The 21,925-nt window shown below is 57.5% G+C and carries 20 protein-coding genes; 6 read left to right on the top strand and 14 right to left on the bottom strand.

Annotated elements, in window-relative coordinates; translation table 11 throughout:
- Together HWX89_RS20630 and ettA are read right to left on the bottom strand one after the other, a co-directional pair.
- Positions 1 to 1,014 carry an ArsR/SmtB family transcription factor gene (locus HWX89_RS20630; protein ID WP_138791007.1) on the bottom strand — a complete coding sequence of 338 codons (1,014 nt, stop codon included), beginning with the start codon at positions 1,012 to 1,014 and terminating at the stop codon, positions 1 to 3.
- Positions 1,015 to 1,222: 208 nt separating this feature from the next.
- On the bottom strand, positions 1,223 to 2,872 hold the full coding sequence (ettA, locus tag HWX89_RS20635) for an energy-dependent translational throttle protein EttA (RefSeq protein WP_138791008.1): 1,650 nt from the start codon (positions 2,870 to 2,872) through the stop codon (positions 1,223 to 1,225).
- A gap of 142 nt (positions 2,873 to 3,014) precedes the next feature.
- On the opposite strand from ettA, the gene HWX89_RS20640 reads away from it, so the two are divergent.
- From HWX89_RS20640 to HWX89_RS20660, 5 genes are all read left to right on the top strand, one after another.
- The gene (locus HWX89_RS20640; protein ID WP_138791009.1) at positions 3,015 to 3,953 is read left to right on the top strand and encodes an alpha/beta fold hydrolase; all 939 of its coding nucleotides are present in this window, start codon (positions 3,015 to 3,017) and stop codon (positions 3,951 to 3,953) included.
- A 117-nt stretch (positions 3,954 to 4,070) separates the two neighbouring features.
- Entirely contained in the window at positions 4,071 to 5,045 is a 975-nt protein-coding gene (locus HWX89_RS20645; protein ID WP_502707606.1) for a DMT family transporter, read from the top strand.
- 16 nt (positions 5,046 to 5,061) lie between these two features.
- Positions 5,062 to 6,270: a succinate--glutarate CoA-transferase gene (gene caiB / locus HWX89_RS20650; protein ID WP_138791010.1), complete on the top strand. Its 1,209-nt coding sequence runs from the start codon at positions 5,062 to 5,064 to the stop codon at positions 6,268 to 6,270.
- Complete coding sequence (locus HWX89_RS20655; protein WP_138791011.1) at positions 6,267 to 7,919, top strand: thiamine pyrophosphate-binding protein; 1,653 nt, start codon at positions 6,267 to 6,269, stop codon at positions 7,917 to 7,919. Before caiB ends, HWX89_RS20655 begins: the two co-directional genes overlap by 4 nt.
- A gap of 67 nt (positions 7,920 to 7,986) precedes the next feature.
- Positions 7,987 to 8,751, top strand: a complete 765-nt coding sequence (locus tag HWX89_RS20660; RefSeq protein WP_138791012.1) for a HugZ family pyridoxamine 5'-phosphate oxidase — start codon at positions 7,987 to 7,989, stop codon at positions 8,749 to 8,751.
- Between the two features lie 81 nt (positions 8,752 to 8,832).
- Here the strand turns inward: HWX89_RS20660 and HWX89_RS20665 are convergent, their stop codons facing one another.
- From HWX89_RS20665 to HWX89_RS20675, 3 genes are all read right to left on the bottom strand, one after another.
- Positions 8,833 to 9,174 (bottom strand): RidA family protein, encoded by a 342-nt coding sequence (locus HWX89_RS20665; protein ID WP_138791013.1) that lies wholly within the window; start codon positions 9,172 to 9,174, stop codon positions 8,833 to 8,835.
- A 50-nt stretch (positions 9,175 to 9,224) separates the two neighbouring features.
- Positions 9,225 to 9,563 carry a protein tyrosine phosphatase family protein gene (locus HWX89_RS20670; protein WP_138791014.1) on the bottom strand — a complete coding sequence of 113 codons (339 nt, stop codon included), beginning with the start codon at positions 9,561 to 9,563 and terminating at the stop codon, positions 9,225 to 9,227.
- A 123-nt stretch (positions 9,564 to 9,686) separates the two neighbouring features.
- Entirely contained in the window at positions 9,687 to 10,526 is an 840-nt protein-coding gene (locus HWX89_RS20675) for a DUF4432 family protein (protein ID WP_138791015.1), read from the bottom strand.
- Positions 10,527 to 10,682: 156 nt separating this feature from the next.
- Between HWX89_RS20675 and HWX89_RS20680 the strand changes: the two genes are divergently transcribed.
- Complete coding sequence (locus HWX89_RS20680) at positions 10,683 to 12,074, top strand: L,D-transpeptidase family protein (protein ID WP_138791016.1); 1,392 nt, start codon at positions 10,683 to 10,685, stop codon at positions 12,072 to 12,074.
- A 69-nt stretch (positions 12,075 to 12,143) separates the two neighbouring features.
- Here HWX89_RS20680 and HWX89_RS20685 read toward each other — a convergent pair whose 3' ends face one another.
- From HWX89_RS20685 to HWX89_RS20725, 9 genes are all read right to left on the bottom strand, one after another.
- Entirely contained in the window at positions 12,144 to 13,349 is a 1,206-nt protein-coding gene (locus tag HWX89_RS20685; protein WP_502707607.1) for an MFS transporter, read from the bottom strand.
- Positions 13,350 to 13,408: 59 nt separating this feature from the next.
- Entirely contained in the window at positions 13,409 to 14,032 is a 624-nt protein-coding gene (locus tag HWX89_RS20690) for a TetR/AcrR family transcriptional regulator (protein ID WP_400965143.1), read from the bottom strand.
- Positions 14,033 to 14,113: 81 nt separating this feature from the next.
- On the bottom strand, positions 14,114 to 14,830 hold the full coding sequence (locus tag HWX89_RS20695) for an AAA family ATPase (protein WP_138791019.1): 717 nt from the start codon (positions 14,828 to 14,830) through the stop codon (positions 14,114 to 14,116).
- A 245-nt stretch (positions 14,831 to 15,075) separates the two neighbouring features.
- Entirely contained in the window at positions 15,076 to 15,378 is a 303-nt protein-coding gene (locus tag HWX89_RS20700) for a hypothetical protein (protein WP_246705221.1), read from the bottom strand.
- Between the two features lie 12 nt (positions 15,379 to 15,390).
- Positions 15,391 to 16,536, bottom strand: coding sequence for an iron-containing alcohol dehydrogenase (locus HWX89_RS20705; RefSeq protein ID WP_138791020.1), 1,146 nt, complete (start codon positions 16,534 to 16,536; stop codon positions 15,391 to 15,393).
- Complete coding sequence (locus HWX89_RS20710; RefSeq protein WP_138791021.1) at positions 16,533 to 17,921, bottom strand: aldehyde dehydrogenase family protein; 1,389 nt, start codon at positions 17,919 to 17,921, stop codon at positions 16,533 to 16,535. The genes HWX89_RS20705 and HWX89_RS20710 overlap by 4 nt, the downstream gene beginning before the upstream one ends.
- An 18-nt stretch (positions 17,922 to 17,939) precedes the next feature.
- Positions 17,940 to 19,304, bottom strand: a complete 1,365-nt coding sequence (locus tag HWX89_RS20715; RefSeq protein ID WP_138791022.1) for a glutamine synthetase family protein — start codon at positions 19,302 to 19,304, stop codon at positions 17,940 to 17,942.
- A gap of 69 nt (positions 19,305 to 19,373) precedes the next feature.
- The gene (locus HWX89_RS20720) at positions 19,374 to 20,891 is read right to left on the bottom strand and encodes an amino acid permease (RefSeq protein ID WP_138791023.1); all 1,518 of its coding nucleotides are present in this window, start codon (positions 20,889 to 20,891) and stop codon (positions 19,374 to 19,376) included.
- Positions 20,892 to 21,101: 210 nt separating this feature from the next.
- The gene (locus HWX89_RS20725) at positions 21,102 to 21,872 is read right to left on the bottom strand and encodes an N-formylglutamate amidohydrolase (RefSeq protein WP_138791024.1); all 771 of its coding nucleotides are present in this window, start codon (positions 21,870 to 21,872) and stop codon (positions 21,102 to 21,104) included.
- Positions 21,873 to 21,925 lie beyond the last annotated feature (53 nt).

Genomic DNA, 21,925 nt, shown 5'->3' on the forward strand with positions numbered 1-21,925 from the left:
TCATGCCCTCCCGGCGGCAAGTAAAACGGTCTCTTGCGCCGCATCGTCTGCAATCAGAAGACGCTGGTCGCGGGCAACCCAGATGGTCACGTCCAGCGCATCGCCGGACGCTTTTTCAGATTTGAGATCGACAGTGCGATCCAGTTCAAGTCCGGCCTTCTTCAACCATTCGTCCATGAGCTGGTGTGAGAAACCGAGCCTGACATGCGCATGTTCGCTACGCAGATAGTCGAAAGAATGAGGTGCCAGATCGATGATGATCAGACGTCCGCCGGGGCGCAGCATGCGCGAGGCTTCGGAAAGGGCAATTTCCGGCTGGTCAAGGAAATGCAGCACCTGGTGAATGACGATCAGGTCGAAATCCTGCCCTTCCAGCGGCAGGTTGAGAATGTCGCCATGACGAACGGATGCATTGACGACACCCGCCTTGTCGAGATTGGCGCGCGCTACGGACAGCATGTCGCGGCTCGCATCCACTCCGATTGCTCGACGGTAAACACCGCTCAGAAGCTGAAGGATGCGTCCAGTTCCGGTACCAAGATCAAGCAAAGAATCGATTGGCGTCGTGCCGACAAGCTTTACGAGCGCACCTTCGACAGCCTCATCGCTGACATGCAGGCGACGCAGCTCGTCCCAGGCGGACGCATTGCGGCTGAAATAGTCCCGTGCCCGTTCGGCCCGAACCCGCTTCACAGCCGCCAGTCGTTCGCTGTCGCGCTGGAGGACGGCGTCAGATGGCGATGCAGCGGTAAGAAGCTGGCGGACCAGCCCTGCGGACTGACCGTCCTGCATCAAACGAAAATAGGCCCAGGCACCTTCCTGATAACGCTCGATCAGCCCCTCTTCCGCAAGAAGCTTGAGATGTCTGGAAATTCGAGGCTGCGATTGACCGAGAATTTCGGTAAGATCGGTGACAGTCAGGTCGCCAGCCGAAAGCAGCGCAAGCAAACGAAAGCGCGTTGGCTCTCCCGCCGCCTTCAAGATATCCACCAGATTGTCCAGCCCGAAATCCAAAACTCTCACCATACCCAATCAAGACATAAAGATATCTTTATGTGATTTATGCAGGAGGCGCAACAGGAATTGCGGAGCAACCTACAATATCATCAGGAAAATCGGCACAGACACATAAAAGGGGCAGCCATTCGGCTGCCCCTTTCAATTCCATGTCTGTAACTCGGATAAGCGCATTGCACGAGCACAATGCACTTCCCGCTCAATCTTATCGCGTCAGACGCTTGTAAGCCTGGCTGCCAGGGTTCAAGGCATCCGGACCAAGGCGACGGACCTTGTCTTCCTCGTAATCTTCGAAGTTGCCTTCGAACCATTCGACATGGCCGTCACCTTCGAATGCCAGAATATGCGTGGCCAGACGGTCGAGGAACATGCGATCGTGGCTGATGATGATGGCGCAACCGGCGAAGGCTTCGAGCGCGCTTTCAAGAGCACCCAGCGTTTCCGTATCAAGGTCGTTGGTCGGTTCGTCGAGGAGCAGAACGTTGCCACCGGCCTTCAGCATCTTGGCAAGGTGAACGCGGTTACGCTGACCACCCGAGAGATTGCCAACCTTCTGCTGCTGGTCGCCGCCCTTGAAGTTGAAGGCGCCGCAATAGGCTCTGGAGTTCATGTCGAACTTGCCGAGCTTGATAACTTCCGCGCCACCGGAAATCTCTTCCCAGACGGTCTTGTTGGCATCCAGCGCGTCGCGGCTCTGGTCGACGTAACCGAGGTGCACGGTGTCACCGATGCGGATCGAACCGGCATCCGGCTTTTCCTGACCGGTGATCATCTTGAACAGCGTCGACTTACCGGCACCGTTCGGGCCGATGATGCCGACGATGCCGCCTGGCGGCAGCTTGATCGACAGGTCGTTGATCAGTGTGCGGCCTTCAAAGCCCTTGTTGATGCCTTCCAGCTCGACCACCACGTTGCCGAGACGCTCGGACACGGGGATGATGATCTGTGCGTCGCCGGGGCGGATGTTTTCAGCCGCATCAACCAGCTGTTCGTAGGCCTTGATACGGGCCTTCGACTTGGCCTGACGAGCCTTCGGGCTCGATGCAATCCATTCCTGCTCGCGCGACAGCGCCTTCTGGCGACCGGCTTCTTCGCGGGCTTCCTGCTGCATACGCTTGGCCTTAGCCGTCAGATAAGCAGAATAGTTGCCTTCGTACGGAATGCCGCGACCACGGTCGAGCTCGAGAATCCAGCCCGTGACGTTGTCGAGGAAGTAGCGATCGTGGGTAATCATCATCACGGCGCCGGGGTAATCGCGCAGGTGCTTTTCGAGCCAGGCGATGGTTTCCGCGTCAAGGTGGTTGGTCGGTTCGTCGAGCAGCAGCAGGTCCGGCTGCGACAGCAACAGACGGCAGAGCGCGATACGACGACGCTCACCACCGGAAAGCACGGTAACGTCCGAATCTTTTGGCGGGCAGCGCAGGGCTTCCATTGCCATTTCAACCTGCTGTTCCAGATCCCAGAGGTTCTGGCTGTCGATGATGTCCTGAAGCTTTGCGCCCTCATCCGCCGTCTCGTCGGAATAGTTCATCATCAGTTCGTTGTAACGATCGATGACGGCCTGCTTGTCGGCGACGCCTTCCATGACGTTTTCGAACGCGGTCTTGGTCGGGTCCAGGTGCGGTTCCTGCTCGAGGTAACCAACAGTGGCGCCTTCGGCGAGCCAGGCTTCACCGGTGAACTCCTTGTCCTGGCCGGCGATGATGCGCAAAACAGTCGACTTACCGGCACCGTTCGGGCCGAGGATACCGATCTTGGCATCCGGGTAGAAAGACAGATTGACGTTTTCGAGAATCTTCTTCGCGCCATAGGACTTGTTCAGTCCCGACATGTGATAGATGAACTGACGTGCCATTGTAGCGAATGCTCCAGGTCGGATTTTAAGTTCGGATTGGGAAATTTGCCGCTATGTAGGGTAAATGGGGTTCCGGGGCAACCTCTGGCACGACTATGACCCCATGATTATGACAATGTGTCAGCACGAAACGGGGCCAAACATGGACGAGATGGAATTCAGCCGCATCCAGAGGCTCGATGCTCCCTCCAGTGCGTCCATCGCCTATCGGCACCAGCCAACCGCCTTGCCTCAAGCCTGCGGCGTGCTGATGATCTGCCACGGCCTTGTCGAACATGCGGGCCGGTACAGACATTTCGCAGACGTCATGTCGAAACAGGGGTTCGAGGTCTACGCACATGACCATCGTGGTCATGGCCGTACGAGGGCATCAGATGCCCCGCTGGGCCGCTTTGCCTGGAAGGATGGCGCCAGCAAGGTCATCGCCGATGTGATGACCATGCGCCGAATGATTGGAGAAAGACATCCCGGCCTGCCGGTGATCCTGTTCGGACACTCGATGGGGGGCCTGATCGCGCTGAACACGGCCGTCAGCCACCCGGATGCTTTCGATGGGCTTTCGATATGGAATTCAAACCTCAATCCCGGGGTCATGGGACGGATTGCGCAGGTCATTCTGCGGCTTGAAAAAATGCTCAAAGGTTCGGATGTGCCCAGCGCGATCCTGCCGAAAGCGACGTTCCGGACCTGGAATGCAAAAATGCCTGAAAAACGTACCCACGCCGATTGGTTGAGCCACGACAGGGCCGCTGTCGACGCCTATGTCGAAGATCCGCTCTGCCAGTTCGAGGCAAGCGTTTCTCTCTGGCAGGATGTTTTCGAGCTGTCCTACCGTGGCCCGAAACTGATGGAACGCCTGCCGAAAAACCTGCCGGTGATGCTTGTCAGCGGCGATGAGGATGCTGCGACCAACAATGGCCGGGAAATCGAATGGCTGGCGGAGCGTTTCAGGCAAGCCGGCTTCAATCGCATCGACATGACGATCTACAGGGGCATGCGCCACGAGACGTTGAACGAGATCGGTTGGGAAGCAGTGGCGGCGGACTTCGCAGCCTGGTGCAGAAAGACCATTTCCGTCTGACGGCACATGTGCCTAAACGGAATAAGATTATGAATTAATATCAAATGCAATGTCGTCAGCGGCTGGTTATAGATGGACCTGCGGTTGCACAACTACGCGAACGAAAGTGCCGTCTGCATGACATCAGGTTCCGCCTCCAATAAAACGATGACGACGCCGAAATCAGGCGGAACGAGTGTCCCCACAGGCATGTTGCTGATGTTTCTGGCGGTGATGATTTCGCCGATCATCGACATTTTTGCCAAGCTCGCCATCACGACCATTCATACCGTCGAGATCAGTGCCGCACGCTTCATCGTTCAGACCTTGGCAATGTTGCCAATCCTCTTCATGCGCCCCGGCCCCCTGTCATTTTCGTGGAGTGGCACCGGTTTTCATATTGTGCGCGGCGGCATCCTCGCTTTGTCCATGGTCAGCTTTGTCGCAACGCTGGAATTCATGGAGGTCGCGGACGCCATCGCGATCTTCTTCGTAGAGCCGATCATCCTGACGATCATGAGCAGCATTCTGCTCAAGGAGACAATTGGCTGGCGGCGGTATACGGCCTGTGCCGTCGGTTTCTTCGGCGCAATCCTCGTGATCCAGCCGAGTTTTACCGAAGTCGGCTATGTCGCGCTCTTTCCCGTTGTCTCGGCTTTCTGCATTGCCATTTTTGCGATCCTGACGCGGGTTCGTTCGCGAACCGAAGATCCGTGGAGCATGCAATTCCAGACTGGCATGTGGGGTTTTGCGTTTTGCGCCCTGCCCATCCTGTTCAGCGATGCACTGGGCATGTCCGGCCTATCCTTTGTCGCACCCGATCTGACGACGGCACTCTACCTGCTGGGTGTGGGCATTTCGGCAAGTCTCTCCGGCATTCTCAGCGTCTATGCCTATCGCGCCGCACCCGCATCGACACTCGCGCCGCTGCAATATCTGGAAATCGTCTCGGCAACGATCTTTGGCTGGCTGGTGTTCAACCACTTCCCCGACCCGCTGAAATGGCTGGGCATCGCGATTATCGTCGCCTCCGGCCTCTATATCATCTGGAGGGAGCGTCGCTTCGCCTCCAAACCGGTTTCCGATGTCGAGAACCAACCGCTTGCACCATGAGCTAATGGCTGAGGATATGACCCGTCAGATCACCGAGAAACAACCGCCCCTTTCCGGCATCCGCGTTATCGAACTGGCCCGCGTTCTGGCCGGCCCATGGGCGGGGCAAATGCTGGCGGACATGGGTGCCGATGTCATCAAGGTCGAAAATCCCGAGGGCGGCGACGACACCCGCGCCTGGGGTCCGCCCTTTGTGGAGAGTGTCGATGGGGACAATCTGTCCGCCGCTTATTATCACGCTACCAATCGTGGCAAGCGTTCCATCGTCGCCGATCTCAAGACGGAGGAAGGCTGCGAACTGGTGCGCCGCCTCGTCAAAACCGCCGATGTCGTCATCGAGAACTTCAAACGCGGCGGGCTGGAGAAATACGGCCTCGACTACGACAGTCTGAAGGCAATCAATCCCAAACTGATCTATTGCTCCATCACCGGCTTTGGGCAGACCGGCCCTTACGCGGATTTTGCCGGTTACGATTACATCGTCCAGGGCATGTCCGGTTTCATGTCGATCACCGGCGAGCCCGACGGCCAGCCGATGAAGGCAGGCGTAGCGGTCGCCGACATCTTCACCGGCATCTATTCCGTCACCGCAATTCAGGCTGCACTCATCCATGCCATGCGCACCGGCGAGGGTCAGCACGTCGACATGGCGCTTCTGGACGTGCAGTCAGCGGTCCTGGCCAACCAGAACATGAATTATCTGATTTCCGGCAAGGCACCGGTTCGGCTTGGCAACGCACATCCGAACATCTCGCCTTACGAGGTCGTCCCCACCGCCGATGGCTTTCTCATTCTCGCCGTTGGCAACGATGGGCAATTCCGCCGCCTGTGCAAAATTCTCGGCATAGACACGATCGCAGATGACGAGCGTTACGCAACCAATAAGGCCCGTGTGGCCCACAAGCTCGATGTCCGACAGATCGTATCGACAGAAACGCTCAAATGGATGAAACGTGACCTTCTGACGGCCTGCGAAACAAATGCCGTTCCGGCTGGTCCAATCAATTCGATCGAGGAAATGTTTGCCGATCCGCAGGTACAGGCCAGAGGTCTGCGCGTCGATCTGCAAGCAGCAGATGGCACCACCATTCCGGGGGTTCGTACACCGATCGTTTTGTCGGAAACGCCCCTGCGTTACGAACGGCCAAGCCCGCGTCTGGGAGAACATCAGCAGGACGTATTGGTCGAGTTGGAGGAGATCGAAGGGAGGATGTCGGCACAATGAAGAAAACGGGTGGAGAATTGATTGTCGATGCGTTGAAGGCCAACGGGGTCTCGCGCGTCTCGTGCGTTCCGGGCGAAAGTTATCTGGCGGTTCTGGATGCGCTTTACGATAGCGGCATTGAGACCATCGTTTGCCGTCAGGAAGGCGGAGCTGCGATGATGGCCGATACCTGGGGCCGCCTGACCGGACAGCCCGGCATATGCATGGTGACACGCGGTCCCGGCGCGACCAACGCTTCGGCGGGCCTCCACATCGCCCGTCAGGATTCCATCCCGATGATCCTGTTCATTGGCCAGGTCCAGCGCGACGCACGCGAACGCGAAGCCTTTCAGGAAGTGGAATATCGCCGCGCCTTCACCGAATTCGCCAAATGGGTGGGTGAGATCGATGATGCCCGTCGCATTCCCGAATTTGTCACCCGCGCCTTTGCCGTTGCCACATCCGGACGGCCCGGGCCGGTGGTGTTGACGCTTCCCGAAGACATGCTGGTGGAAGAAGTCGAGGCCCCGGCAGCCAAAGCCTACACGCCGGTCGAAAATCATCCCGGCCCGAAACAGATTGCAAAATTTGCCGAACTGCTTGGCAACGCCAAGCGTCCGATGGTGATCGTTGGCGGCACACGCTGGACGGAAGAAAGCGTTTCGAAATTCAAGGCGTTTGCGGAGCGCTTCAAACTCCCGGTCGGCTGCTCGTTCCGTCGCCAGATGCTGTTCGACCATCTCAGCCCGTCCTATGCGGGCGATGTCGGCATCGGCATAAATCCCGCGTTGTCGAAGGAAATCAAGGAGGCCGACCTTATCGTGCTTCTCGGCAGCCGGCTGTCGGAAATGCCCTCCTCCGGTTACACCATGCTGGATATCCCCTATCCTTCGCAGGCCCTTGTGCATGTCTTCCCGGAAGCGGAAGAGCTCGGCCGCATCTATCGCCCCGATCTCGCCATCTGCGCGTCAACGACTGATTTTGTCGATGCGCTCGATACACTGGAAGCGCCGTCCAACCCTGTCTGGGCAAATCGTACCGCCGCGATGCACGACGCCTATCTGAAATGGTCCAGCCCGCCCAAAACCGGTCCCGGCCCGGTGCAGATGGGTCCGATCATGGACTGGATCGAAGCCAACGTTGCCGAAGATGCAATCTTCACGAATGGCGCTGGCAACTATGCCACCTGGCTGCATCGCTTCCACCGTTTCCGCCGCTTCAACACGCAATCAGCGCCAACCTCCGGGTCGATGGGTTACGGTCTGCCGGCAGCGGTCGCCGCCAAACACCTGTTTCCTGAACGCGAAGTGGTCTGCTTTGCCGGTGACGGCTGCTTCATGATGCACGGACAGGAGTTTATAACCGCTGTCAGATATGGGTTGCCGATCATCACCGTGCTGGTGAACAACGGCACCTACGGCACCATCCGTATGCATCAGGAGCGGGAATATCCCGGTCGTGTCAGCGCAACCGATCTCGTCAACCCGGATTTCGTCGCTTTCGCCAAGGCCTACGGTGGCCATGGAGAACTGGTGGCAAAGACAGACGATTTCGGCCCCGCTTACGAGCGGGCCCGCGCCAGCGGCAAACCGGCGATCATCGAAGTCAAACTCGACGCCGAAGCCATTACCCCTGCCCGGACGCTGACACAGATTCGCAATCGGACTTGATAAGAGCCATGGACAAGCCTCCGGCATGATGTAAATCCTGACTTGATTTAAAAACTCAGGAAACAGCATGCCGGATCAAGTCTCGCCTGTTATTACGCCCCGCGGCGCAAAAATCGAAGCCTCGGCTGGCGCACCGTTCGAGGCCGTGCGCGTTGCCCGCGATGTCCTGCACACATCCCGTATTGCAGCGCTTGCGACGCTGGACCCGGTCAGCGGATACCCCTATACGACGGCAACCAACGTTGCGATCGACCCGGATGGGACGCCGTTCTTTTTCGCAGCACGACTGGCATTGCACGCCCGCAATATCGAAGCCGACCCACGTATTTCCCTGACATTGGCCCCCTTCAACAAGGGCGATGCGCTGACCTTGCCGAGACTGACTCTGGTGGGCAAGGCCGAACTGATTGGCGAAGACGATGTCCCAGACGCAAAGGCGCGTTACATCGCGCGTTATCCGAAGGCGAAACTCTATTTGTCGTTACCGGACACCCAGCTCTACCGGTTGCGAATCGAGGGTGTGCAGATCAATGGTGGCCCGGCCCGTAACGCGAGCAACATCACGCCCGATGACCTGAAGACGGAGCTCTCCGGTGCTGAAGAGCTGATGGCGGCAGCAGAGACGGAAGCCACGCGCCTGAACGCCATCAAGGGTGAAGCCTCTCGCCTCGCGGTTCTGGCAGGCGCCAAAACCGGGCGCTGGTCGATTACGACGATCGATCCCGACGGCATCAATCTTGCCTCTGCCAGCGACCTCGCCCGGCTCTGGTTCGACACGCGTGTGGAGACCCTGAACCAATTTGCCAAGGCTTTAAGCCAGCCTTCGAATTGACGGCACCAGGCGATTCAAAACAAACAAAAAGGCCGGTCGGTATTTCCCCGACCGGCCTTCTTTTTCAGATCATCTGGCGACTTAGAGAGCAGCCGTAACGATGAACTCAACCTTGTAGTCAGGCGTTGCGAGAGCTGCTTCGCTCGTGGCACGTGCCGGCGGGTTTGCCGGGTCGATCCAGCCTTCCCAGACAGCGTTCATTTCACCGAAAGTCGACATGTCGGAGAGGTAGATGATCGTCTGAAGAACCTTCGACTTGTCGGAACCAGCCAGAGCCAGCAGGCGATCGACTTCAGCAAGAGCAGACTTGCTCTGTTCGGTGACGGATACACCTTCACCAACCTGACCGGCCAGGTAAACGGTGTTGCCGTGAACAACGGCGCCGCTCATACGCTTGCCCGGCTCGATGCGCTTGATGGTCATGATATAAACTCCTGTTGACTAGCTTTTAAAATAACAATGCGTGCCGGCAGTCAGCCGCGCAGATGATGGGTCTTTTCGTAGATCGCCGTGGAGCGAGCGCCGGAACGGCAGTAACCGAGCATGGGGCGCTGCAACTCATCAAGCGCGTCCACCATGCCTGAAACCGCATCGGCATCGACACCGAAACGACCGACCGGCACATGCACGATAGTGATGCCGAGCTGTTCGGCGCGCTCAGCAATATCAGCAAAAAGCGGCTGGCCCTCTTCTTCGCCATCAGGGCGGTGGCAAACGATAGACTTGAAGCCCTGCGCCTTGATCTCATCAAGGTCGGCAACGCTGATCTGGCCGCTTACGGAATATTCGTCGTCGATACGTCTGATATCCATCTTCATATCCTCCGATAACGCGGCAATCTCGCATCTGGGTGCCGCGCAGTCCTGAAATCCGCATCCGATGTAAGGGGTTAAAACGGGTGCGTCAATGACGCGCCGTTCCAATTCAAAGGCAGTTCAGAGAATAGAAAAGCGCAAACCATAGGTGCGGTTTTCACCCGGCTTGAGCATGTTGAACTCTTGCGCGGCGCGCAGGTCATCGCGCCCAACCCAGCGATGCGATACCGGCTCGATGCCAAGCACATTCGCCGGGCTTTTCTGGTTTCTCCACATCTGCAGATAAGGCAGCGTATCGGTGCGAAACGCCACCTTGAGCGACCGTCCACCAATCGCGGCGATTGGTCCAAGCGTCAACTCGGCCCAGTCCGAGCCGCTTTGGCTCGCAGGCACGCAAAATACGCTGCCCGGTTCCTCGCCAAAACGCCAGCTGTGCCCGCCATTTTCAAGCATGGCTCCTTCCAGCCTGACGCCATCATCGAACAGGCGCGCGCCGACGTTCATGTGATACATGTGAAAGACCGGCCGTATTTCGTCACTGGTATTGGTGACACTGTCAGAGAGGCTGACTTCGCCGCTTTGTCCATCTATCCGCCACTCACGCTCCAGCAGGGCCGTCCCACCATCGGCAAGTGTCACGGGAACCTCAGCCCGCGCCAGAGCATTTCCTTCCGTAACCTCGAATGCCACGATCTTCGCAGGATGAGAGGAGAAGGAACCATGCAGCGGATATTTCCGGCCTTCGGAACTGCCTTCGATCGGTTCGGGATGGCGAATATGGTCAGGACCGCAGGTAAACAGAAAACCTTCAAGCGAGTGATCGATACGGGGATCACCGTCATCGGGAATGGCGCGCCCCGGCGCAATGTCGGTATCGCCGACGAACAGCGAACCGATATCGAGAACGGATGTTTCATCAAGGAAAATACGTGGCGAACGTCCGGCCTGAAACTCGCGCAAAACAACCTCCTCCGTGGCAATAAAATCGCAGCGATCACGCAAACGCTATCAATCGTCAGCAAAATTAAGATTGCATTAACCCCGAATTCACCTTTTTCACAATAGGGTCAAGATTGCGGTGTGTTTGTCGGTGACCGAAACAAGGATTGCAGAATCGTGAAACAGTTTCTTAACGCAGCTATGGGCCTGACGATTGCAGCGGCAGCCGCGCTTGCACCGCTACAGGCCGGTGCGCAGCAGCGTTATGGCTACCAGGAACAACCGGTTCTCGTCACTCCTGATGGCCGCGTCCTCGACTTCGTGCCTGACCGCAACGATATTGTCATCAGCCGCGACGCCATGGGCCGGACCGTTCTTTACGACCGTTATGGTAACCTGCTCGCAACGGAAATGCCTCCGGGATACGGACAGCGGCGTCAGCAGGCGCAGCGCGACACCACCTACTATCCGCCGGCGCCCGGCGGTCAGTACCGTGAACCGCAGCGTGACTACGGTTATCAGGACAATGGCAGCGTGCGCGACTACCGTGAATATCGCGGCGACGGCAACGACAATGATCTTTATACCGGCTCGGTCCCTGGACCTGGTGCTGTCGAAAGCGCGCCGTTAGGCCAGCCTATGCCGGGAGAATCCACAACTGAAGCTGTTCCGCAGCCAGATCGACTGATCGAACGGCACACACCCGTTACGACGCCGGTCAATCGCTCACGTCAGGAGATCGTTGCGCTCCAGGCCTTCCTCGACCGCGAGGGTGTTTCGCCCGGCGTGATAGACGGCAAGATGGGTGACAACGTCAACAAGGCCATCGCCGCCTGGCAGGACATGACCGGCGAAAAACTCGATCCGAACAATTCCGACGATATTCTGGAACGCCTGCGCTCTTCGGGCGGCATGCCGATTGTCGACTACACGATCACGGCAGCCGATGCAGCCGGTCCTTATGTCGCGTCCATTCCGGATGACTATGCCGAGAAATCGCAGCTTCCTGCCCTGTCTTTCACGTCTACCTCGGAAGCCTTGGCCGAGCGTTTCCATATGGACGAGAACTATCTGAAGGAATTGAACCCCGGCGTCGACTTCACTGTTCCCGGTACGATCATCAAGGTCGTGAACCCGGGCGAAACGAAGAAGGGACAGGTCGCCCGCATTGTTGCCCACAAGGGCATCAAGCAGGTCTTCGCCTACGGTCAGGACGGCAATCTGATCGCAGCCTATCCGGCAACTATCGGCTCCACCGATACCCCGTCGCCAAGTGGCACGCATACGGTTGAGCGTATCGCTCTCAATCCCGGCTACACCTACAATCCGAAGATCAACTTCAAGCAGGGCCAGAACGACAAGATTCTGCAAATCCCGCCGGGTCCGAACGGACCTGTTGGCACCGTCTGGATCGCCCTGTCGAAGCCGACCTACGGCATCCACGGCACACCCGAGCCATCCAAGATCGGCAAGACCAACAGCCATGGCTGTATTCGTCTGACCAACTGGGACGCTACGGAACTGGCAAAAATGGTGCGCCCCGGCGTCGTTGTTGAATTCGCGGAGTAAGGTTTCTGACCGACCCCAAAAAAGAAAGCCCCGGAGCAGATGCTGCCGGGGCTTTTTCATAAGAAGCAGTTATCCACGTTTCTCGGTCAGGAAATAGACAAGCGCCGCAACAGGCATCGCAAAGCCGACCCAGGAAGCGATCGACCATTCTCCAACCGAATAAGCCCAACCGCCCACTGCCGACCCGATGGCGCCGCCCATGAAAAAGGTTGCCATGTAGATACCATTCAGGCGGCTGCGGAATTCGGCGCCGAGGGTGAAGATAGCACGCTGCCCGAGCACGAGGTTGGTTGTGACGCCGAAGTCCAGAACGATGGCGGCGACGACCAGGATGGCCAGTGCAAGATGCGATCCTTCGGGCGCGAGATGCGTGACGGCAAAGGACAATGCGACCATGACCATCGCCGCAAAGGTTGCGGGATAGGTCCAGCCGCGGTCTGCCACGCGTCCCGCAATCGGTGCTGCCACGGCACCCGCCGCACCTGCAAGAGCAAATAGCGCGATTTCCCCCTGGCTCAGGTTGAAGTGCGGACCGCTGAGATAAAGCGGTGTGGTTGTCCAGAACAGACTGAACGCTGCAAACATGAAGGCATGATAGATGGCGCGGCGTTGCAGCAGCGGCGTATTGACAGCAAGCTTACCCATTGACGCCATCAGCGCACCGTAACCCAGACGTGACTCGGGCTGTCGAACCGGCAGCAGTCGAAACAGGACGACAGCAAGAATTGCCATTACCACGGCCGAAACCAGATAGACGCCCCGCCACGAGACGACTTCCGATAGCAGACTGGACACCGGCCGTGCCAGCATGATGCCGACCATCAGACCACTCATGACGTTTCCGACGACGCGACCACGTATGGCGTGCGGCGCCATATGGGCGGCATAGGGAACAATGACCTGAACGGCAACGGAACTGACCCCGATCAGAAACGCCGCAAACAGGAAGGGGCTGGCATGCGGCGCGAAGGCGGCAGCAACAAGTGACAGCACTGCCATGGACACAGCACTGACGACAAGCTTGCGGTTCTCGACGAGATCTCCAAGCGGCACGACGAACAGCAGGCCGACGCCATAACCGATCTGTGTCAAAGTGACGATCAGGCCGGTGGCAGCCGAAGAAAGGCCGAGTTCGGCACCGATAATGCCTGCAAGTGGCTGACCGTAATAGAGATTGGCAGCAATCAACCCACAGGCGCTGGCCAGTAAGAATGTCAAAGCGGGGGATATGGATTCCTCATGCAACCCTTGCCCCTCAATCGTCCGTGTCGTCATCATAGTCTCCAAATTCGGAAATATTCATTTCCTAAATAGTCGTAAAATCAAATGGCAATTCAAAGGGCGAGCCGCATCGCGACATCGACCACGCCGATCATCTGCTCGAGCGTCCGCCCGGTTTTTCCGACCACGCGCATTCCATACATCAAACACAACATCGACCGGGCCAAATCATCGGCATCAACATCCGGATTGATGGAACCATCCTGCTGTCCCTCACGCACGATGCGCGAAATGATCTTTTCCCTCGCCTTCACAGCCCTGTCGACAACGGCAGCCATGTCATCATCAAGTGCTGCGAGATCCGCGACAGCACCGACCACAAGACATCCTTCCGACCCTGAGGCGCCATGAGAACGAGACGCATAGAACATCATCCCAGCCCGCAGACGCTCGCGACCTGTACCAAGCCCGGCGATCGCCTGTTCGAACCGCTCTGTCTGAACTGTTCTATAGCGATCCATCGCCGCGATGAAGACAGCCTTCTTGTCTTTGAACGCTTTGTAGATACTGCCCTGAGCCAGTTCCATCGCGATGGCGAGATCACCGATCGACGTGGCATGATAACCACGCTCGGAAAAAACCCGGATGGCACCGTCAAGCGCTGGTTCGATATCGAACTCACGCGGCCTGCCGCGTTGACGCTGATCCTGACTGGCAATTTCTGTTTTCGTGCTCATGATCGCTATATAGAAAACGATCATTTCCAAATCAAGAAAAAATTTGGGCTGCCTTTGGACAAGACAGCCCGTCCTGATGTGTCAGGCGGCCTTACGCATGAAAATGGCACGCGGTTGCGCGCCTGAACGCAACATCCGACGCGGAAGAAGACTGAGCACCTCGGTCGCAAACGCGCGGGCATTGTCCTGCGCCTTGTCGACATTGCTGACCTTGCCCTTATCAAGACAGTGCAGCGTGCCGCCATAATCGAAAATATCGCGATAGGCTGCCCGTTCGGCGATTGGCGTGTTCAGGACCGATACATTTCGCTCCGCCAGCAGCATTTTGACCAGCAACAAAGATCGCGTGGCAACCATCGCATTCACGCGGGTCAGCACGACGGAATGTGAGATGGCTTTGTCCATTTTGCGATTCAGGAAATCGATATGTTCCAGCACTTCCGCCGCACCGCGCGCATCCATGGCACAGCCCTGAACGGGGATGAGGACGTGATCGGATATACCGAGCGCCATGGTCAGCAACGGATTTTTCGTTCCCGGCAAGTCTATGATGAAACAGTCCGTATTGATCCTGTTCTCACGAATATGGCCCTCCAGCGAGGCCATGGTGACGTGCGAGATAACGGAAAGGTTCTGGATTTCACCAGAGAGTTCGTACCATCGAGAAATCCACAATTGCGGATCAGCGTCGAGAACCGTAACGCGGTGCCCCACCCGGGCCAATTCTGTTGCAAGCAGCAGAACTGCAGTTGTTTTCCCTGCCCCGCCTTTGGTGTTGGCAAATGTAATGACAGACATGTCGTCTCCGATAAATCGGAGCCGGATCATGCTCCCATGCGCACCGGACAAATCATGGTGCTTTCCATAAGCTTAACGATCATGGTTAACAAATGGATAAGATCGTTTCGCGGCGCAGTAAAAACCCGCGAGGATCAGCGATCGTCGCGGGTTTCTTACTCGACTATCGGAGCTTGCGGCACGAACCGACATCGACCGGTCGTGGTCGCCCGGCCTTAAGATCCTCATATCGCGGCAGGCTTTTATCAGGACCACCCATTCTTTTTTTCGAATGCGGCGCGATCAAGCGTCATCACACGCCCCGCACTGGTGAACGAAACCATGCCGTTCTTCCCTGAATAAGCCAACGATGCTCGCAACTCACAAAAGTAACGAACAGGTCCTTTCGATAGGGTCCAACCCTTCACGCCAGCCTTGTTGTTACTCAGCGCAGCAACCTTGTAGCCTTGCCCGGAAAGCCCCTGAAAATTTTCAGCATGAGCGACAACGGGAAGGCTGAAAATCGCCAACGCAATGAGAGGCCCGAAAAAGGGCAGTTCCAGCTTCATCACAAATGCCTTTTAAAAGCAGTCTTCGAACAGTTTTTTTGTGTTCTCCAGGGTCATTTCAACCGGATTGCCGCCGCAACTCGGATCTTTGATCGCTTCAGCCACAAGTTCATCGATACGATCCGGCTTGATGCCCATGGCCGTCAGGTTTTCCGGCACGCCAAGCTCCTTGCGAAGCTCCAGAACGTAATCATAGAAGCCATCGAAACCGCCGGAAATACCGAGATACGCTGCCGCGCGGCCGATTTTGTCCTCGATGGCCGGACGGTTGAAGCGCAGGACCGCCGGCATGACAACGGCGTTGGTCATGCCATGATGGGTATTGTAGACAGCACCAATCGGGTGCGACAGCGAATGGATCGCACCAAGCCCCTTCTGGAACGCCACGGCACCCATTGCCGCCGCTGCCATCATATTCGTGCGCGCCTCGATATCCGTTCCCTCGCGATAGGCACGCGGCAGGAATTCCTTGACCAGCCGAAGACCTTCCAGCGCAACGCCGGCGCTCATCGGATGGTAGAACGGTGAGGAATATGCCTCGAGGCAATGTGCAAACGCGTCCATGCCTGTCCCAGCCGTGATGACCTTCGGCATACCGACCGTCAGTTCAGGGTCGCAGATCACCACGCCTGGAAGTATCTTCGGATGGAAGATGATCTTTTTCACATGAGTCTGCGAGTTGGTGATGACGCTGGCACGCCCGACTTCCGAACCGGTCCCCGCCGTGGTTGGAACGGCGACGATTGGCGCGATCTTCGACGCATCGGCCCGCGTCCACCAGTCGCCAACATCTTCGAAGTCCCAGACAGGACGTGTCTGTCCGGCCATGAAGGCAACGGTCTTGCCAAGATCGAGACCGGACCCGCCACCGAAGGCAACAACACCGTCGTGGCCGCCATCGCTATACACTTTAAGACCCGCATCGAGATTGATCTCGTTCGGATTCTGGTCGACGTCGGCAAAAAGCGCACGACCGAGACCCGCCTCTTCTAGGACGTCGAGCGCGTGGCCGGTGATCGCCATATTGGCCAGACCACGATCCGTCACCAGCAGCGGTTTCTTTATGCCAAGTGTCTTGCAGGCATCGGCCAGTTCCTTGATGCGACCACGTCCGAGCTTGACGGCAGTGGGATAACTCCAGTTGGCGACGATATTCATTTCGTGACTTTCTTCAGATGGTAGGATTTCGGGCGGGTCAGGTTCTGGAAGCCGAGTACGGAAAGCGAGCCGCCACGACCGGTTTCCTTCACGCCGGTCCAGCAGAGCGCCGGGTCGAGATAGTCCGCCCGGTTCATGAACACGGTTCCGGTTTCAATCTCGCGGCCGATCCGCCCCGCACGTGCGGCGTCCTGCGTCCACAGCGAAGCGGTCAGACCATATTTGCTGTCGTTCATCAGGGAGATGGCTTCATCGTCGTTCTTGACCTTCATGATGCCAACGGCCGGACCAAATGTCTCTTCTGTCATGAACTCCATGGAGTGGTCGACATTGACGAGAACCTGCGGAGCGACATAAGCACTCTCGCCGTCATCGGCCGGGAAAAGTTTTGCGTCGACCAAGGCTTTTGCACCCTTGGCAACGGCATCGGCGATCTGGGCGCGAACGACCTTGGCGAAGCGCTTGTTGGCCATTGGTCCGAGCGTCGTCTCCTGCTCCAGCGGGTTGCCGAGCTTGTAGTTAGAAACCCAGGCGACGGACTTCTCGACGAAGGCATCGTAGAGATTTTCATTGACGTAGACACGCTCGATACCGCAGCAGCACTGCCCGGAGTTATAGGTCGCGCCGTCCATCAGCGTATCGACGGCAGCGTCGATATCGGCGTCTTCCATCACATAGCCGGGGTCCTTACCGCCAAGTTCCAGGCCAAGCCCGGTGAAGGTTCCAGCCGCAGCCCGTTCGATGGCGCGACCGCCTTCCACCGATCCGGTGAAATTGACGAAGTTGAACAGCCCCTCGGAAATCAGCGCCGATGTTGTCGCATGATCGAGGAAAACATTGATGAACACGTCCTCCGGCACACCCGCCTCGACAAAGGCGCGCACCATACGCTCTCCGACCAGCAGGGTTTGCGCGGCATGCTTGATAACAACCGTGTTGCCAGCCATCAAAGCTGGAGCAACCGTATTGATCGCCGTCATGTAGGGGTAGTTCCAGGGCGCGATCACGAAGACAACGCCATGGGCCTCGCGCTCGATGCGACGTTCGAAATTGCCACTTTCCTCGATGACCAAAGGGGCCAAAGCATCCGCCGCAATCGATGCGACATAGTTCGAGCGCTCGTTGAACCCCTTGAATTCCCCGCCATAGCGAACCGGACGGCCCATCATGTGGGCCAGTTCCGGCACAACTTCTCCAACCATCTCGTTCAGCCGTGCAACGCCTTTCAAGACAAGCTGCACGCGGTCTTCAAGCGGGCGTCGAGCCCAGTCCTTCTGAGCCTTGCGCGCCTTTGCGACGGCGGCGCGCGCCGCCTCCAGCGGCATCGCCTCACGCTCGGCATAAACCGAGCCATCAATCGGCGAAATATTCTGGATCATTGTCATGATAAATTCCCGTAATGATTAGGCTCTCTCGAAACCGCGGGCGACTTCCCAGTCCGTCACGCGGCGGTCGTATTCTTCCTGCTCCCATTTTGCAGCGCGCACATAGTGGTCGATCACGTCATCACCAAAGGCATCGCGCAGCATTTTCGACCCGTGCAGAAAGGTCGTTGCGTCACGCAGCGTCTTGGGTATCTCGCGCACCTCTCCACCATAGGCATCGCCGACAAAGGCGGGCTCAAGTTCCAGCTTATTTTCGATGCCGTCAATGCCCGCCGCAAGCAATGCCGCCATGGCAAGATAAGGATTAAGGTCAGAGCCGCCGACACGGCATTCTACCCGGATCGCCTTCGTGTCTTCTCCGCAAAGACGGTAGCCAGCAGTGCGGTTGTCCAGGCTCCAGATTGCCTTTGTCGGCGCGAAGGTTCCGGCCATGAAACGCTTGTAGGAGTTGATATAAGGCGCCAGGAAATAGGTGATTTCGCTGGCATGCGCCAAAAGCCCGGCAACATAGTGCCGCATCAGCTCGGACATGCCGTGCTCTGCATCCTTGTCGAAGAAAGCGGAGGTCTTGCCATCGGCGCTCCACAACGACTGATGAATATGAGAGGAGCTTCCTGCCGCGCTGTAGTTCCATTTGGCGAGGAACGTGACAGCCTTGCCCTTTGACCAGGCAATTTCCTTTGTCGCGTTCTTGATGATGGCATGCCGGTCGGCCATGGTCAGAGCGTCTGCATAACGGACGTTGATTTCCTCCTGGCCGGCTGAAGCCTCACCCTTGGAGTTTTCGACCGGAATGCCGGCCCCCTGCAGCCCTTTGCGCAGGGCGCGCATGACATCTTCTTCCTTGGTCGTCTGAAAGATGTGATAGTCCTCGTTGTAACCGCTGGCGAGATTGAGATTGCGGTATCCGCTGGCACGCGCCGCGTCAAAAGTCTGGTCGAACAGGAAGAACTCCAGTTCGCTGGCCATATAGGCTTTCAGCCCCATCGCCTCCAGACGTGCGACCTGCTTCTTCAACAGCGCACGCGGCGAATGCGGCACTTCGGCGTGCGTGTGATGATCCAGCACGTCGCACAGCACCAGCGCTGTTCCTTCCAGCCAAGGCACTTTGCGCAACGTCGAAAGATCCGGCTTCATCGTATAGTCGCCGTAACCCCGTTCCCAGCTCGATGCCTTGTAGCCCGGAACCGTCTCCATCTCCATGTCAGTGGCAAGCAGATAGTTGCAGCTATGGGTTTCCTGAAAGGCGCTCTCGACGAAAAACTCCGCCTGAAAACGCTTTCCCATCAAACGGCCCTGCATATCCACCAGACATGCGAGAACGGTGTCGATGCGCCCGTCGGCGACATCCAGTTTGAGGGCATCGAATGAGTAGGTCGCCATGTCTTGTGTCCGTTCCCTTTTATATTTTATTGGGGGCGGCCGTTTACCGGCCGCCCGTTACAATCAGTGTCAGGCCTTTGCAGCCGAGGTGGCATTTGCCGCTGCCTGTTTGTGCTCCATCGCAAATTCTTCCTCCGGCGAGAGGATCAGGCGATGACGGCCGACGAAGGCGAAGTAGGCAATAGCGACGGCAAACCAGACGGCCACCCACAGCACACCCTTGCTGAAATTGGGGTCCTGGATCTGGTAAAGCAGCGTGACGATGGCAATGACGATTGTCAGGACAGCACCGGGAACGCCGAAAGGCGAGCGGAACGGCCGTTCAATATGCGGCAGGTTCTTCCTGAGCAGTATGAATGAAATTGCCTGCATGATGTAGGAGAACATCGCACCGAAGACTGCCATGTTCAAAAGTACGCTGCCGATGATACTGCCGCCCTGCTCCGCACCAAGCGCGAACCAGATGGCGAGCATCACGGCCAGACCGACCACGGCACCGGCAATGTTGGCAACGAATGGCGTCTTGTATCTGGAGTGGGTGATCGAAAGCGCAGTCGGGAAATAACCCGCACGCGACAGCGAGTAAATCTGGCGGCCCTGTGCGTAAAGGATCGTGTGGAAGCTGGCGATAAGACCGGTCAGTGCCACAAGACCGAGCAGAACCACGCCACCGTCACCATAGATCGCCTTGAAACCATCCAGCAGCGGCTCAAGCGATGAACCGAGGTGGAAAGCGCCAACACCCGGAAGCGACGGGTTGAGCAGCACGATCATGAAAGCCGACACCATCAGCGTAACCATGCCGAGAATGATGCCCTTTGGCATGTCGCGCTTCGGATCAACGGATTCTTCTGCCGCCAGCGGAAGCTGCTCGATGGCAAGAAACAGCCAGACCGCAAAAGGCAGAGTTGCCAGAACACCGGAGAAACCGAAGGGGAAGAACGAGCCGTTGCCTTCCGGCAGTTCGACCGCAGCACCATCCGGACCGACGCCGATATTCAGCGCCCAGCGCGAGAAATCGATGTTGGGGATGGCGCTCATCCAGAAGAACACCAGAACGCCAAGCGAAATCAGCGTGATGACCAGCGTCACCTTGAAGGAAAGTTCCAGTCCGAAAATGTTCAGCCCAAGGAAAATAAGGTAGAACACAATCCACACGAAGGGTGAATAGGCCGGATCAAGGCCCAGGATCGAGTTCACGTAGGCGGTGATGAATGTCACCACCACGGCGGGCGTCAGAACATACTCGACGTTCTCGCAAAGACCGGTGATGAAGCCACCCCACGGGCCCATGGCGGTGCGTGCGAAAGAATAGGCCGCGCCGGTGTGCGGCAGAGCCGGGCTCATTTCCGCGATCGAAAACGTCAGTCCCAGATACATGATGGCGATGATGATGCCGGCAACCAGCATGCCACCCCAGCCGCCCGTGGCAAAACCGAAGTTCCAACCGGAAAAATGGCCTGAAATCACTGCGCCAACGCCCAGCGACCATAAAGACCACACGCCTGCATAACGGGAAAGTCCCCGCTTTTCGAAATAGGATGCGTCCGCTTTTTTATAGCTGACGCCTGCTGATGAACTGTCCATGCCCTTCTCTCCTGATCTAAGAAAAAAACAAGCCAGTCAGCCGCTATTGGCCGATTGTGCCCCAGTCTCCGGCGCAGTCGGCACGCATGCACGACAACACCTCACGCACTCGCTGTTCCCTATCCGCATTGTGCCGTTCCGGCTTCTGTGCGGCCTTGTCATAAAAAGGCTGGCCCCGGTGTTTTCACCGTTGGCCAGCCTGTTGCTCCCTCACTCATCGAACGATGAGAGCGCCTTCCCCATAAGCTCGTATAGAAAATCGGCCATCGCAGACTGGTCGTCGGCAGTGGCAATCAGATCGTTTCGAATTTCGATCATCACATTCAAGAAACCGTCCGGCAGCGCGTGCAGCCTCAGCGTATGCGTTACGCCGTCATCAGGTCCGTAGGGTTCATTGCGCCTGACATCGAGGCCTGCCGCAGCCGACCGAAGCATCGCATCAGCCAGACGGCTGTCGGTATCGTGCAGAATGCCGACCTCAACCTCGCGAAACCGCCCGTGATACACAGGCGTAAAACTGTGAACGGTCACCACGACCGTCTTCTGCCCGTTTGCCTGGCGCTCTGCGATGATCGCATCGACGCGATCATGAAACGGCACATAAAGAGCTGAGGTGCGAGCGAATTTCTCCGCGTCATCGAGGTCGAAATTTCCGGGAATGTCGTGGATTTCACTCTTCACCGGCATCGCCGAAGACGACTCGGGAGGGCGATTGCAATCATAGATCAGTCGGGAGAAGCGTTGATAAACGAGCGTGGCATCAAGCTTTTGTGACAGCAATCGCGACACAGCCAATGCACCTGGGTCCCAGGCAACATGACTCGATAACACATCTGCCGTCAGCCCCAATGTCCCGTATTTTTCTGGAACGGTCGCGGATGCATGCTCGCAGACGAGAAGCACATCGCCCTTTGCTGCTGCGTTTTCCACGGCGACGGCTTCCCCTTCCGCCTCAGTGAAAAACCGTGAACGTACCGTCATGCACGCACCCCGTCCGAAAAGCCCGCTGCCCCGCCAGCACGAAAAGAATTCTT

Origin of the sequence: Rhizobium sp. RM (genome assembly GCF_013390595.1) — a bacterium.
Taxonomy (GTDB): Bacteria; Pseudomonadota; Alphaproteobacteria; order Rhizobiales; family Rhizobiaceae; genus Agrobacterium.

Coding starts and splice junctions, on each gene's coding strand:
- ettA (WP_138791008.1), bottom strand. CDS start 2,872: ATGGCACGTCAGTTCATCTATCACATGTCGGGACTGAACAAGTCCTAT.
- HWX89_RS20640 (WP_138791009.1), top strand. CDS start 3,015: ATGGACGAGATGGAATTCAGCCGCATCCAGAGGCTCGATGCTCCCTCC.
- HWX89_RS20645 (WP_502707606.1), top strand. CDS start 4,071: ATGACATCAGGTTCCGCCTCCAATAAAACGATGACGACGCCGAAATCA.
- caiB (WP_138791010.1), top strand. CDS start 5,062: ATGACCCGTCAGATCACCGAGAAACAACCGCCCCTTTCCGGCATCCGC.
- HWX89_RS20655 (WP_138791011.1), top strand. CDS start 6,267: ATGAAGAAAACGGGTGGAGAATTGATTGTCGATGCGTTGAAGGCCAAC.
- HWX89_RS20660 (WP_138791012.1), top strand. CDS start 7,987: ATGCCGGATCAAGTCTCGCCTGTTATTACGCCCCGCGGCGCAAAAATC.
- HWX89_RS20665 (WP_138791013.1), bottom strand. CDS start 9,174: ATGACCATCAAGCGCATCGAGCCGGGCAAGCGTATGAGCGGCGCCGTT.
- HWX89_RS20670 (WP_138791014.1), bottom strand. CDS start 9,563: ATGGATATCAGACGTATCGACGACGAATATTCCGTAAGCGGCCAGATC.
- HWX89_RS20685 (WP_502707607.1), bottom strand. CDS start 13,349: ATGACGACACGGACGATTGAGGGGCAAGGGTTGCATGAGGAATCCATA.
- HWX89_RS20690 (WP_400965143.1), bottom strand. CDS start 14,032: ATGAGCACGAAAACAGAAATTGCCAGTCAGGATCAGCGTCAACGCGGC.
- HWX89_RS20695 (WP_138791019.1), bottom strand. CDS start 14,830: ATGTCTGTCATTACATTTGCCAACACCAAAGGCGGGGCAGGGAAAACA.
- HWX89_RS20700 (WP_246705221.1), bottom strand. CDS start 15,378: ATGAAGCTGGAACTGCCCTTTTTCGGGCCTCTCATTGCGTTGGCGATT.
- HWX89_RS20705 (WP_138791020.1), bottom strand. CDS start 16,536: ATGAATATCGTCGCCAACTGGAGTTATCCCACTGCCGTCAAGCTCGGA.
- HWX89_RS20710 (WP_138791021.1), bottom strand. CDS start 17,921: ATGACAATGATCCAGAATATTTCGCCGATTGATGGCTCGGTTTATGCC.
- HWX89_RS20715 (WP_138791022.1), bottom strand. CDS start 19,304: ATGGCGACCTACTCATTCGATGCCCTCAAACTGGATGTCGCCGACGGG.
- HWX89_RS20720 (WP_138791023.1), bottom strand. CDS start 20,891: ATGGACAGTTCATCAGCAGGCGTCAGCTATAAAAAAGCGGACGCATCC.
- HWX89_RS20725 (WP_138791024.1), bottom strand. CDS start 21,872: ATGACGGTACGTTCACGGTTTTTCACTGAGGCGGAAGGGGAAGCCGTC.